At 35.6% G+C, this 14,524-nt stretch carries 12 protein-coding genes; 1 reads left to right on the forward strand and 11 read right to left on the reverse strand.

The window, feature by feature from the left end:
- Positions 1 to 90: 90 nt before the first annotated feature.
- The 7 genes from LA20249_RS05075 to LA20249_RS05105 all read right to left on the reverse strand — a co-directional run bounded on the left by LA20249_RS05075 (position 91) and on the right by LA20249_RS05105 (position 8,770).
- Positions 91 to 1,740, reverse strand: coding sequence for a sensor histidine kinase (locus LA20249_RS05075; RefSeq protein WP_057736856.1), 1,650 nt, complete (start codon positions 1,738 to 1,740; stop codon positions 91 to 93).
- 2 nt (positions 1,741 to 1,742) lie between these two features.
- The gene (locus LA20249_RS05080) at positions 1,743 to 2,408 is read right to left on the reverse strand and encodes a response regulator transcription factor (protein ID WP_057736854.1); all 666 of its coding nucleotides are present in this window, start codon (positions 2,406 to 2,408) and stop codon (positions 1,743 to 1,745) included.
- Positions 2,398 to 3,517, reverse strand: a protein-coding gene (gene prfB / locus LA20249_RS05085) for a peptide chain release factor 2 (protein ID WP_101836871.1) whose coding sequence is annotated in 2 segments (ribosomal slippage) — positions 2,398 to 3,465 and positions 3,467 to 3,517 — 1,119 coding nt in all. Because the reading frame shifts where the segments join, the coding sequence is not laid out codon by codon here. The genes LA20249_RS05080 and prfB overlap by 11 nt, the downstream gene beginning before the upstream one ends.
- Before the next feature lie 42 nt (positions 3,518 to 3,559).
- The gene (gene secA / locus LA20249_RS05090) at positions 3,560 to 5,920 is read right to left on the reverse strand and encodes a preprotein translocase subunit SecA (protein WP_057736849.1); all 2,361 of its coding nucleotides are present in this window, start codon (positions 5,918 to 5,920) and stop codon (positions 3,560 to 3,562) included.
- Positions 5,921 to 6,139: 219 nt separating this feature from the next.
- On the reverse strand, positions 6,140 to 6,688 hold the full coding sequence (hpf, locus tag LA20249_RS05095) for a ribosome hibernation-promoting factor, HPF/YfiA family (protein ID WP_057736847.1): 549 nt from the start codon (positions 6,686 to 6,688) through the stop codon (positions 6,140 to 6,142).
- Between the two features lie 97 nt (positions 6,689 to 6,785).
- Positions 6,786 to 7,172 (reverse strand): ComF family protein, encoded by a 387-nt coding sequence (locus LA20249_RS11835; protein WP_235806721.1) that lies wholly within the window; start codon positions 7,170 to 7,172, stop codon positions 6,786 to 6,788.
- A gap of 293 nt (positions 7,173 to 7,465) precedes the next feature.
- Positions 7,466 to 8,770 (reverse strand): DEAD/DEAH box helicase, encoded by a 1,305-nt coding sequence (locus tag LA20249_RS05105; protein ID WP_158294586.1) that lies wholly within the window; start codon positions 8,768 to 8,770, stop codon positions 7,466 to 7,468.
- Positions 8,771 to 8,799: 29 nt separating this feature from the next.
- Here LA20249_RS05105 and LA20249_RS05110 point away from each other — a divergent pair, with 29 nt between their 5' ends.
- On the forward strand, positions 8,800 to 9,438 hold the full coding sequence (locus LA20249_RS05110; RefSeq protein ID WP_057736843.1) for a YigZ family protein: 639 nt from the start codon (positions 8,800 to 8,802) through the stop codon (positions 9,436 to 9,438).
- 53 nt (positions 9,439 to 9,491) lie between these two features.
- Here LA20249_RS05110 and LA20249_RS05115 read toward each other — a convergent pair whose 3' ends face one another.
- From LA20249_RS05115 to recA, 4 genes are all read right to left on the reverse strand, one after another.
- A complete protein-coding gene (locus LA20249_RS05115; protein WP_083477858.1) occupies positions 9,492 to 10,244 on the reverse strand; it encodes a helix-turn-helix domain-containing protein in 753 nt (250 codons plus the stop codon).
- Between the two features lie 150 nt (positions 10,245 to 10,394).
- A complete protein-coding gene (locus LA20249_RS05120; protein ID WP_057736970.1) occupies positions 10,395 to 11,480 on the reverse strand; it encodes a glycosyltransferase family 4 protein in 1,086 nt (361 codons plus the stop codon).
- A 119-nt stretch (positions 11,481 to 11,599) separates the two neighbouring features.
- Positions 11,600 to 13,165, reverse strand: coding sequence for a ribonuclease Y (gene rny, locus LA20249_RS05125; protein WP_057736841.1), 1,566 nt, complete (start codon positions 13,163 to 13,165; stop codon positions 11,600 to 11,602).
- A 130-nt stretch (positions 13,166 to 13,295) separates the two neighbouring features.
- Positions 13,296 to 14,447: a recombinase RecA gene (recA, locus tag LA20249_RS05130; protein ID WP_057736840.1), complete on the reverse strand. Its 1,152-nt coding sequence runs from the start codon at positions 14,445 to 14,447 to the stop codon at positions 13,296 to 13,298.
- Positions 14,448 to 14,524 lie beyond the last annotated feature (77 nt).

The following is a 14,524-nucleotide window of genomic DNA, read 5'->3' on the forward strand; positions in this document are numbered from 1 at the left end:
TCCAGTTTGATTCGAATCATATAATAAAAAATAACGAACATAGAATGAAATAATATTCTACGTTCGTTATTTTTTGTTCAATATTTAATTCTACAAAGGAATATTGACTGTGAAAGTAGTTCCTAATCCGATATGTGATTCAAGTCGAATATCTCCATCCAAAGTGTCTAAGGTTTCTTTAACAATAGCCAAGCCTAATCCGGTTCCACCAGTTTCCAAACTTCTTGAACGATCTACTCGATAAAATCTTTCAAAAATTCTTCCTTGATCAGTTTCTGAGATACCAATACCAGTATCCTTAATAACAAATTTAATTCGATTTTCAATCTCGTCGTGGTGTACTTCAAGATCAATCTCACCATTTTCTTTATTATAAGAAACAGCATTCTTTATCAGATTTCTAAAAATCAAATTAATCTTTTCTTTATTGATCGATACCTCTTCATTACCAAAGAATTTCTTTTTAACTGTAAGATTATGTTTTTTAATCGGCAAAGCTTGTCGCTCTAAGATTTGGTCAATATCTTCATGCAGATTGACGGTTTCTGCTTTATAATTGCCCTTTTTCACTCTTGAAAGTGACAAGATATCTTGAATTAATTCTGTTAAACGAATGCTTTCACTGTGAATAATTTTTAAGAAATGATCCAATTTTTCTGGATCATCTTTAGCACCATTCAATAGGGTTTCAGAAAAACCTTCGATCGAAGTAACCGGCGTCTTCAATTCATGACTAACATTATTAACAAAATCAACTTGCATTCTTTCAATTCGACGACTTTCCGTCAAATCATACAAAATAACTAATACCTGTTGATCAAAATCTTCACGCGAGTGTACCAAACGAATTACATTAGCATCAACAAACTTTTGTGAGTTACCAATTAATTGAATCTCACGATGATGGTTTTTATTTTTCTTCAAGGTATGCTCAATCATTCGACTCAAACTATAAGTCTTAACATCCTCAATAAATGGATGAATATCGTTAGAAATATTAACGTCCAATAATCCAGACATTGCTTGGTTATGCATCAAAATATCACCTTGAGAATTCAACAACATTACCCCAATAGGCAAATGTCCTACTAAACCACGAAAACGTCGCTCACGTAAACGAACATCGTCACGTAGGTCATTGATATCCATGCTAATCTTATTAGTCTGTTCTACTAATCCATAAAGTTCGTCATCAGGAGACAATATCAGTGACGACATTTCTTTGTTTTTACGAACTCGACGAAGATTTTCAGTAACGCTCTTAATATCATTACTCAAAATCTGTCGTTTCCGATAGTAGAATAGAATTACTGAATCAGTAATAACAAAATACATCAATGCTACCAAGACAAATGTTAAAGGTGCTTGGCTCCACAAGCGATTGTACTGTTTAGCAACCACATAACGACTTGAGCCAGACATATAATACATAATTCTTTCACCCAAATTAGTGTCAGTTATATAATTCTTCCCTTGTGCCACTCGACCTCGATGAAACATATCATAAGCTTTCTTCTGAAGATACGTCTCCTCCTTGTTGCTGTCTACATATTCAAGACCAGCGATTTTAGCTGCTTCACTAGGATCATGATTCTTTTTTAATTCTTGATATGAAATAGTCTCTTCAGTAAACATGTCTTTTTGTGAATCTCCCAAAATAGTATCGGAAAATATCACTAACACCACGAAGATAACTACTGAGATTAAAATAGCGATAATTGGTCCTATTCTTCTTTTCATCGTCATACCTCTAAAATATAACCGAATCCATGTACGGTTTTTATTATTTGTGGGTCTTTTGTATCCTTTTCAATTTTATCACGTAGGTGACTAATTTGGATGTCAACCATCCGCATTTGTGAATTAGAATTCATCCCCCAAACACTGTTAAAAATTTGTTCACGAGAAACTACAATCCCCTTGTTTCTAATCAAAAACTCCAATAATTCGTATTCTTTTCTCGTTAAATTAATTTCTTTGCCATCAATTGTTAAACTTTTAATATCGGTATTCAGTTTGAAGTCACTTTTCTCACGTTTATTAGAGGTCCGTCTTAAGACAACTTCGATTCGAGCCAAAAGTTCCTTGATGCTAAAGGGCTTAGTAATATAATCATCAGCACCACCAACTAGTCCTTTGACCTTAACATCTTCTGAATCTACGGCTGTTAAAAAGATTACTGGAGTTAAATTACCGCTCTGACGCATTTTTTTTAAAACTTCCATCCCATTCATTTTGGGAAGCATTTGATCCAAGAGCATCAAATCAAATGTATTCTGACTGACTTTTTCAAAGGCAATCTGACCATCGGCAGCAGTAGACACTTGATAATCATTACTTTCCAAATTATATTCGATCAATTCCAAAATTGCAGGTTCATCATCAACAACTAAAATTTTACTTTTCATCATTGGCCCCTTGTAATTTCCATTGGAGATAGGCATAAATAAATGGATCTAAATCTCCATCCATAACTGCTTGACCATTACCAGTTTCATAGTTAGAACGATGATCCTTAACCATTGTGTAAGGATGGAATACGTAAGAACGTATCTGCGAACCCCATCCGATATCCTTTTGTTCACCTTGAATTTCAGCGTGCTTCTTAGCTTGTTCCTCTTCTTTTCTTTGGAAAAGTTTAGCTTTCAACATATTCATAGCCGTTTCTCGGTTTTGCAGTTGTGATCGCTGTGCCTGAGAACTAACGACGATTCCGGTTGGCAAATGAGTAATTCTAACCGCAGACGAGGTCTTATTGATATGCTGACCACCAGCACCCGAAGATCTAAAGACATCCACTCTTAAATCATCATCATTGATTTCAACATGAATGCTGTCATCTAATTCTGGCATAACATCAACTGAAGCAAATGACGTATGACGTCTACCAGCGGAATCAAATGGTGAAATTCTAACTAGACGGTGCACGCCTCGTTCTGAGCGTAATAATCCATAAGCATTTTTTCCACGAATCATCATTGAAACACTCTTAATGCCAGCTTCATCACCAGGTTGATAATCTTCTATCTCAACTGAAAAATTATGCTGTTCTGCCCAGCGCTGATACATTCGCAAAAGCATCGAACCCCAATCTTGAGATTCGGTCCCACCAGCACCAGGGTGGATCTCCATAATGGCATTATGTGCATCATACTGTTCAGACAATAACATCATTAACTCATATGAACGAAGCTTTTGGGCTAGTTTAGACGAATCGTCTACCATTTGATTCATCAAATCCTCTTCGGGATCTTCCTGATAAAGTTCAGCGGAAACTTTAATATCATCTAAGCTTTGACTAAGTTCCTTGAAATTATCATATTTATCTTTCATAGTCTTAGTTTCATCAATAACTTTTTGAGCCTTCTCATGATTATCCCAGAAACCTGCTACGGTCATTTTAGCTTCATTCTCAGCAATACTTTCTTCCAAGGCATCTAAGTCAAAGAGACCCCCTGAATTGACTTATTTTGTTCTCCATCTCGGAAATCTTATTTTTAATCTCACCAAATTCCATATAATCACCCTTATAAAAAAAGCAGGCACAAGGCCCGCTTTTTTATCTTTCCATATTTTGTCTAATTTCGGCCTTCATGAATAGTCTTGTTACATCATATTCAATATCTGAAACCATTTCTTCAAACATACGATATCCTTCTTCTTGGTATTCAACCAAAGGATTCAATTGCCCATAACCACGTAGACCAATTGATTGACGTAATTGATCCATGGCATCAATATGATCAGTCCAATGTTCATCAACAACTCTTAAGATTACAACCTTTTCAAATTCAAGCATTTGAGCGGGATCACCTAATTGTTGTTTCTTTTCTTCATAGTTTTTAGTAACAAAATCCATTAAATATTTAACAATATCCTCAGGCTTCTTAAGCTGTAAGTCGACTGGAGAAATTTGATTATCGTTGACCAATGCGGATTTGGCAAAGTCAGAGATAGCTTCCAATTCCCAATCTTCTTGCTTACCTTGAGTATGAACATTTACTTGTGCCTGAATAGTGCGTTTAATCATCGGAAGCAATACACGATCAAGATCTTTATCTTCGGTAATAACTTCCATTCTTTCTTTATAAATAACCTCACGTTGTTCACGCATAACGTCATCATATTGAAGAGTATTCTTACGTGTATCATAATTATTACCTTCAACACGCTTTTGAGCTGATTCAACTTGACGAGTCATCATCTTACTTTGAATGACAGCATCATCATCTTCAAGCTTCAAAGCTTTGAGTACATTCTTAATTCTCTCAGAACCGAATCGTTTCATCAAATCATCTTCAAGTGACATATAGAATTGTGTCACACCAGGATCACCTTGACGACCAGAACGTCCACGCAATTGATTATCAATACGACGTGATTCATGACGCTCTGTACCTAAAACAGCTAAACCGCCTAATTCAACAACACCAGGTCCAAGTTTGATATCAGTACCACGACCAGCCATATTAGTAGCGATTGTAACGGCGCCACGTTGACCAGCATTCATGATAATTTCAGCTTCCTTAGCATGATTCTTAGCATTCAAAACTGCGTGGGGAATTCCCTCTTTATCCAATAATTTAGATAGATATTCAGAAGATTCAACCGCTACAGTACCAACTAAAATTGGCTGACCCTTTTCATGACGAGCCTTGATATCTTTCACTACTGCCGCAAATTTACTCTTCAAGGTTGGGTAAAGCAAATCATCTTTATCATCACGAATAACAGGCTTATTAGTAGGGATGGAAATAACTTCCATGTTATAAATTTCTCTAAACTCTTCTGCCTCAGTCTTTGCAGTACCAGTCATACCTGCCAATTTGTCATACATCCGGAAAAAGTTTTGATAAGTAATATTAGCCATGGTCTTAGTTTCATCCTGAATCTCTACACCTTCCTTAGCTTCAATAGCCTGGTGTAAACCATCAGAATAACGACGACCATCCATAACACGACCAGTAAATTGATCAACAATCTTAACTTCACCATCTTGAACCACATAATCAATATCAAGACTCATGATAAAGTTAGCTCTCAAGGCTTGATCCAAATGATGATTAAGAACCGTATTGTCAATATCATAGAGGTTATCAAGACCAAAATAATCTTCTGCTTTTCTAATTCCTGTTTCAGTTAAACTGATTGACTTTGTTGGCCAATCAATCTTGTAATCATCTTTTTCAAGAGTTTTGGCAAAACGATCAGCACGAATATACATAGCGGTTGATTTCTCAGCAGCACCAGAAATAATCAATGGCGTTCTAGCCTCATCAATTAAAATTGAATCAACCTCATCGACGATTGCATAGTGGAGAGGACGTTGAACCATTTGTTCTTTATAAACGACCATATTGTCACGCAAATAATCAAAACCAAGTTCACTATTTGTTGAATAAGTAACGTCACAATTATAAGCATCACGCTTCTCTTCTGAATCCATACTGTTAAGGTTCAAACCTACAGTAAGACCGAGCCACTTGTACAACTCGCCCATTTCTTTAGCATCACGACCAGATAAGTATTCATTGACAGTAACAACATGAACACCCTTGCCGGCTAAAGCATTCAGATAAACAGGCAATGTAGCTGTCAAAGTTTTACCTTCACCAGTTTTCATTTCAGCAATGTTACCTTCATGTAAAGTGATACCACCGATTAATTGAACTCTAAATGGATAAAGGCCCAATACTCTCTTGGCACCTTCACGAGCAGTAGCAAAAGCTTCAGGTAAAATATCATCCAACGTTTCACCATTAGCCAGTCTTTCTTTAAATTTAGGAGTCTTAGCTTGAAGTTCTTCATCAGAAAGTTTGCTATAAGCATCAGCATAACTTTCAATCTTATCGGCAATCTTGCCCATACGTTTGACTTCTCTTTTATCGCTTTCGACCCATCTTCTTAGCGGATTTGCCATATTTATATATCTCTCCTAAGTGTAATAAACATACTCTTAATAGTAGCATTAATTTTTAAACTTTTAAACTCAATATCTTTGAAATAGACTTTTCAGGAATACAATGATACACCATTTTCTTATCTTATAGTATTAAGAATGCTTTACAAAGAAGAATTGACCACAAAAAAAGCTGAAATCTTACTGATTTCAGCTTTTTAGAACTGTTATTCATTTATTTTATTCATTAGTTTCAATCAAACCATATCTACCATCGTTACGCTTGTATACGATGCTTGCTCCATTTGTTTCTGAATCTTCAAAAATAAAGAATTCATGACCAAGCATTTCCATTTGTAAAACGGCTTCTTCAGCATTCATTGGTTTCAATGACAAACGTTTTGTTCTTACGATTTGTGATTTATCTTCCTCAGTATCTTCAGATGTAACATCATTTAAAGGAATATCTCTAATGCTGCCACCTTCACGGCTCTTACGATTTACACGTGTCTTAAACTTCTTGATTTGTCTTTCAAGCTTATCAATTACAAGATCAATTCCGGCATATAAATCATCGTTTACTTCCTCAGCTCTCAATGTGATATATGGTAATGGAATAGTTACCTCAACCTTTGTACCTTTTGATGGATATGTTTTCAAATTTACATGAGCAATTGGATTGCTGTCATCGCTGAAATATTTTTCCATCTTTGAAATTCTTTTTTCAACATATTCGCGAATTGATGAAGTTACCTCAATATTTTCACCACGTACATTAATAGTTAACATAATAATCTCTCCTTCCGACGAGTAGGAAATTAAAGAGCATCTTTACATCTCTTTAATGCAATTATAATATTCTTATGCCTTGTTGACAACGTTTACACTATCTTGATAATGAAAACGTTGAAATATTTTGAAATCCTTGCTCTGAAAATATATCATGAGCATACATCAACGTACGCCCCGTCGTATAAATATCATCCAATATTAAGATTCTCTGATTCCTTGGTATAAGATTGATTTCAGGCAAACCCAAAAAGGTTTGAGGCGTTCTCATTCTCTCTAAACGATTCTTCTGAGCTTGTGGCTTATCAGCATCAACTTTTACTAAAAGCTTTTTCAAATCAAAAATATCAGCATACAATTCATAAACGGGGTCAAAACCACGTTGCTGAAAGTGACCTCGACTAGCAGGAATATAAGTAATCACATCAAATTGATTTTTCAAAGACCAACTCTTAATATCTTGATAAAACAACTTTGCTAACAAGACATCTCCATATCGTTTATACAGCTTGAAATAGCTGTGTATGAACTGATTATACTCAAACAAAGCTTGATGACAATTAATTTCTTGATATTTTTGCTCCCAAATTTGACAATCAGAACAAATTTCAAAACTATCTGGCTTAAAACAATGAGGACAATTATTTCGACCTGCCAACGGCGACAGCTGTTCTCGACATAAATTACAAATATAGTTAGGGATTATTTCTTTAAATGAGAAAATTTCAGTTATTTTTAAATTATTTATTATCTCCATTCCGCAATTAAGACACCGCATCACTTCACCTGCCGATTCAAATATGATATTTCCGCACAGGCTAAACGAATTTGCTGATTATAGTACTGATAATAAAAATGAACCTCATCGTCGAAGGAATCTTTGGCCCTTCCAGCTCGGCCAGCAATTTGAATTAAAGAGGTTTTGGAAAATTCTTTAGCATCAGCATTCAAAACTATAACCATAATCTTTTTAAAGGTTACTCCACGTTCCAGAATTGTTGTCGTCAAAATTGCTTGTACCTTGCGCTCACGAAACAGTTGAACTTTTTCTAGCCGTTGTTTATCCTGTGAACTCACCGATACAAAACTCAATTGTGGATAAAACTTCTCTAATTTTTTAGCAAATGATCTCATCACAGGAATCGAAGGAAAGAAAATCATTACACGAACATTATTTTTTAAAATTTGCTCCAACTTAAGACGTATCCGTGGATTCAAATTGAGAAAATCGATCTTCTTAAACAGTAAATGACAATGAGGTTCCGGCAAAGGATGACCGTGAAATCTTTGATATAATTGGGATAATGTTATTTGTTTACTTTTAACTTTTTTCAATAACTGTTTCGGTGGTGTAGCGGACAAAAAGACTGTCATACCAGTTTTTTTACGAGATTTTTTGATAGCCTTATGCAACATTAAATTTCCAGCCAAAGGATAAGAGTCAACCTCATCAATGATCAAGAGATCAAAAGCTCGTTCAAACCTTATTAATTGATGGACCGTCATAACGGCAATCTGAGTCAAATGATATTTTTCTAAACTTTTACCATGAAATAGACCAATTGAAGTTGTCGGAAAGACTTTTTGTATTCGTGGAAATAATTCAACGCATACATCTACTCGAGGTGAACAGATAGCAATTCTTTGACGCTGTTTCAAAGCCTGTTCAATCAAGGGAAAGATCATTTCCGTTTTACCTGCACCGGTTACCGCCCATACTAAGTGATCTTGATGGTGCTTAAAAGCATTTAAAAGCTCTGTAACGCCTTTTTTCTGATTTGCTGTTAATTCACCGTCCCACTGTAAATATTGGCCTTGCTGTGGAAATAAGATGTCTGTGCCCGTAATTACCAATTGGTCGGTCCTTCTAATCTTCCCTAGATTGATACAATTGCGACAATAGTCACATTTAGTTGTGATTTTTATTGGCATCAAACAACGATAACAAACTATTGTCCCCGCCTCATTTTTAGTTGCTTTGACCTTCTTTCCACCTTGGGAAAGTAAATTCTTTTGGATATCAGAATCCAAATCACGCACATTGATAATTCGCCCACCGAGATATTCATTTAAATTATTCATGATTAAAATTACGTAAAAGGAGAACATCTTTGCAAAATTACAAAACTATTGCTCAAACGGGCAGTCACGAAAAAGATATAAAGAAATCACGCTTTATTGCTCATATTGCTCAAACTAATTCAGAGGCTGAAGCCAAGGAATTTATTCAAAAAATTCGAACGCAGGAATCAGGTGCGACTCATAATTGTACTGCTTACGTCGTTATGGAAAACATCAAAACTGAACGCATGTCAGACGATGGCGAACCCAGTGGTACCGCTGGATCACCTATTCTCAATGTCTTACAGCAACAAGACCTTTTGAACGTTACCGTAGTTGTAACCCGTTATTTTGGCGGTATAAAACTTGGAGCCGGAGGTCTCATTAGAGCTTACTCTTCAACTACCGCCGAGGCCGTTAAAGAAATTGGCTTAGTAGAAAATCGAATTCAACAAGGTTTTGAATTAACTATTCCTTATCATTTATTTGATAAATTTGAAAATTATAGCAAAAATGAAAAAATTAAACTTGAAAACAAACAATTTGCGGCTGATATCAAGTGTGAAATCTATTTAGATTTAGGAAATGTAGATACAGCTGTTCAAAATATTAAAGATCTTTTCCAAAATCAAATCTCTTTGAAAAAAACTGAAAAAACTTTTAAACAAGTACCTGTAGAAGCAAACTAAAAATGGGTCCAGTAATCAAATCATGATTACTAGACCTATTTTTTTATCCCTCTTTAATATTTACCCGTCTGAACCGTAAATATTGCTGAATCGTTTCCTTTACTCTTACTTTCCCTCCACATCTGGTACATATCACGGTATTCTGAATAATCTTTATACATATTGTTTCGAATCGATCTAGGAATTGTTTCCCAATCAATAAAATTTATTCTAGAAACATAAATGCCACGATGCTTTACCATAGCATATGACTTATTCTTGGGCGATAAGCCACCATAAAATGATAAAAACATCGAATCTCCCCAGGCGTTATCGGTCACAACCATATTTTTGTAAGGGGAACCCAAGACCTTTTTAGTTTTGTTTTTACCAAGAGATACTTTAGTATAATCCGATTCACTAGCTGACTCTTCTGTTGGTATAGTTGCATAACCAATCTTTTCTTGCAGCAACGGATTAAATCGATCAACTAAAACATTTTTATACTGGTAAGTTGAAAGAAAAATAAATCCTCCAAATACCATAGTCATAAAAATGACAGCTACTATCAGCCACTTTTTATAAACAATTTTCAACTTCAAATCTTTATCAATTTTATTCACCGTTTTAATATCTCCCTTTAAAAACTCATCTAAGGAAACTTTCAAAATGGAACTAAGATTGATCAACAAAGAAATATCGGGATATGTTCGTCCTGTTTCCCAACTAGAGACAGTCTTATCAGAGACATTTAATTTTTGGGCTAAATCCTTCTGCGTTAAATTGTTTTGCTTACGATACCTTCTTAATTGTTCATTCAATTCCATTTTAATTTCTCCTCAATATCAATTTAACGGGGACTAGTTTATTTAACTACCTACATACGATAGAATTCAATAATATCTATATCTGACTTTTGTGGAATAAACTCTAACAACAAAAAAGCAGGCGCTATAACGACGTCTGCCATAATATTTTTAATTTTTCTTCTCTAAACGTTTTACAAATTTTTGAATCGCCTTTAACAAAGGTTGTCGATTATCGCCTAACAACCCAATTGATTCAATAAATAATTCCAAACCAATCAATACACCGACCGTCAACAATACGCTTCCCCAAAGTGTTGACAATGGATACAACAGTGAAATAAAGGCAAACACTAGGGACAAGCCATAAATAACTAAAACAGTTTGACGATGCGACAAGCCCAATTGCATCAAACGATGGTGCAAATGATGCTTATCAGCTTGCATGATCGGTTTCTTATTCAATAATCTTCTTAAAATTGCATAAACAGTATCAGTTATTGGCACTCCCATGATAACCACTGGCATCAATAGAGTAATAAACGTAACGTTTTTTAAACCTTTAAGTGAGAAAACAGCCATCATGAAACCAATAAATAATGAACCTGTGTCACCCAAAAAGATACTAGCTGGATGAAAATTATGCGGTAAGAATCCAACTAAAGCTGAAACCATAGCAAATATCCAAATAGCAACGTAAACGTTAGTGAAATTCAAAAAGAAGTACGCCATCACTCCCATTGTGAATAAGGCTATGATTGAAACTCCAGTAGCTAAACCATCAAGCCCATCAATTAGATTTACCGCATTGGTAATCGCAATTATCCAAATGATAGTAATTGGGAAACTCCACCAACCTAAATTAAAGGATCCAATGATCGGCAGCGTTACCTCGTTCATTCGAATCCCAGCCAAGAAATAAATAACCAATGAAGCCGCGAAGATTCCAGCTAATTTAGCCTTAGGCGACAACTCACGAATATCATCAATAATACCTGTCAAAACAATAATACATTCCGCTAAAAATACACTGAACAATTCATGGGTTGGAAATTGTTCTCGCAATAAGGCAAATGTGGCGAAGTTAAATGCAATAAAAATAGCCAGACCACCCATAGTTGGCATTGGTTTAATATTTACCCGCCGAGCATTAGGTTTATCGACAGCACCCAAAATATAAGCCAATTTCACCACAAAAGGAGTTATCACGGCCGAAAGAATCATCGTTAAAAATAATTTTACTATTACACTAAACATACCCGACATTTTTGAAAAACTCACTTTCCATTAATAGAACAATTATACAATACCTAAGTCTTAAACAAAAAGAAAATTAAAAAAAGAGCGTATCAACGATACACCCCTCTAAAAACTATTTACTTAGCTAATTCTACTTTTCTAACTTCACGAACCACAGTAACTTTGATATGACCAGGATACTCAAGATTCTGTTCAATCTCCCCTTTTATATCACGAGCTAGAATTGCGGCTTTATCATCGGAAATTTCCTCCGGTTTAACCATGACTCTAATTTCATGGCCAGCCTGAATTGCATAACTATGATCAACACCATCATGCTTATTGGCAATTTCTTCCAGTTTCTCAAGTCGATGGATGTAATTTTCCATCGATTCAGATCTTGCACCAGGACGCGCTGCCGAAATAGCATCAGCGGTTGCGACAATTGTTGCAATAAATGATGTTGGTTCAACATCCCCATGATGCGAGGCAATTGTATTAATAACTACCTCTGGTTCCTTATACTTAGTGGCGATATCAACACCTATTTCTACGTGTGAACCGTCAACTTCACGATCGATAGCTTTACCGATATCGTGTAATAAACCTGCTCGTTTTGCTAACATAACATTTTCACCCATTTCAGCAGCCATTATAGCGGATAATTTAGCTACCTCGATTGAATGATTCAAAACATTTTGACCGTAACTTGTACGATATTGCATACGTCCGATGATCTTAATTAGATCTGGATTGATCGAAGTGATGCCCAAACTATAAATAGTTTGTTCACCAATTTCACGAATATGATCATCCATTTCTTTTCTAGCTTTATCAACCATCTCTTCAATACGAGCTGGATGAATTCGACCATCTTCAATTAGTTTCTCCAAAGCGATTCGAGCAATCTCTCTTCTGACAGGATCAAATCCGCTCAAAGCGACAGCTTCTGGAGTATCGTCAATAATTAAATCAACTCCAGTAAGGGATTCAATTGTTCGAATATTTCTACCTTCACGTCCAATGATTCTTCCCTTCATATCCTCATTAGGCAACGTTACAGTAGTTACAGTCGATTCCGATACAGTATCGGCTGCACTTCTTTGAATGGCAGAGACGATCAATTCCTTAGCGTCTTTTTCAACACGTTGTTTGGCTTGCTCGTCACTTTCCTTTATCATTTTGGCACGTTCATGTACCAATTCTTTGTTCAACTTACCAAGAATAATTTTTCTTGCTTGTTCACGAGTTAAGTTACTTACTCTTACCAGCTCCGCTTGCTGTTCATTAAGAGTTTCAGTCAATTGTTTATCTTTTTCACTAAGTTTATGTTGTCGTGCTGAAATATCATTCTCATTATTTTCGATATTTTCCTCACGCTTTTCAAGCGATTGGTCTTTTTTATCCAAAATGTCTTGTCGTTCGAGAATTCTATTTTCTTGTTTCTGAATGTCCTTACGACGTTCCTTCAATTCATCTTCCTGTTTCTCACGGTATTGATGAATCTCATCTTTAGCTTCAAGCATTGTCTCCTTTTTCAAGGATTTGGCAGCTTTCTTTGCATTTGAAACAATATCTGCAGCAGTTTGTTTAGCTTGTGAAAGTTTCTTTTCGTAGGCATCTTTACAGAGAGCATATCCGAATAGGATACCCACAATCAATGTTACTAGAGCGAAAGAGAAGGTTATGATAGCTGGATACATGCTACCACCTCCATATTTGCTTTTTTAAAAGATTTGTTTGTAAAAGTAATTGTTACAAATTATTTACATACAACTTAATATTATAGAATAAATATGACCTGTCAACCAAGTAAAAAGAAAAAAAAGAGACTTATTCAGTCTCTTTTTTATTAGAATCAGGAATTAAATCAATACTTGACGCCTTTTTCACGGAATCTTTTGGATCTTTTTTATTTTTAGAATCTTTTGAATCTTCTTTGGAATCTTTGGAATCTTTAGAGTCTTTTGAATCATCATCTGATTTTTTGGCTCCATCCATTCCATAAGCTTCACGAACTTTCTTTCGAATCTCATCCATCTTTTCAGGATTCTCAGACAAGTAGGTCTTCGCATTTTCTCGACCTTGGCCGATTCTTTCATCTCCATATGAATACCATGAACCACTCTTGTCGATGATATCTTTTTCGACAGCCATATCAACCAATTCACCGGTTTGAGAAATTCCCTTACCATACATGATATCTACCAAAGCAACCTTAAATGGTGGAGCCACCTTGTTTTTAACAACTTTAATCTTAGTACGGTTACCAATAACATCTGAGCCATCTTTAATCTGTTCAGCACGGCGTACTTCAAGTCTGATCGTAGCGTAGAATTTCAAAGCACGACCACCAGGAGTTGTTTCTGGATTACCAAACATAATACCGACTTTTTCACGAATTTGATTAATAAACAGTGCAATTGTCTTAGTTTTATTGATAGTACCAGATAATTTACGCAATGCTTGTGACATCAATCTAGCTTGTAGACCAACATGAGCATCACCCATTTCGCCTTCAATTTCGGCACGTGGAACTAAAGCGGCAACTGAATCAACAACAACAATATCCACAGCACCACTAGTCACTAACGCATCAGCAATCTCTAAACCTTGTTCACCTGTATCAGGTTGGGATAGCAATAAATCATCAATATTAACACCTAATGCTTTGGCATACTCTGGATCCATCGCATTCTCGGCATCAATATAAGCGGCAGTTCCACCTTGCTTTTGTACCTGAGCAACGGCATGCAAAGCTACAGTAGTTTTACCAGAACTTTCTGGGCCATAGATTTCAACAATTCTTCCACGTGGAAATCCACCCACACCTAGAGCGTTGTCTAGGGCTAATGAACCTGTAGATACAGTTGAAATTTGAGTGTTTAAATCATCACCCATTCTCATAATGGCACCTTTACCAAAATCCTTTTCAATCTTTTTTAAGGCTACATCTAAAGCCTTTTGTCGTTCATCTTTAGCCAAATTGCTTTCCTCCTAATGCATTCATCACTAAGTATATTATTAGTAATCCACTAAAAAAGCAAGAAAAAAGCGAACAA

The sequence above is a fragment of the Companilactobacillus alimentarius DSM 20249 genome (genome assembly GCF_002849895.1).
Taxonomy (GTDB): Bacteria; Bacillota; Bacilli; order Lactobacillales; family Lactobacillaceae; genus Companilactobacillus; species Companilactobacillus alimentarius.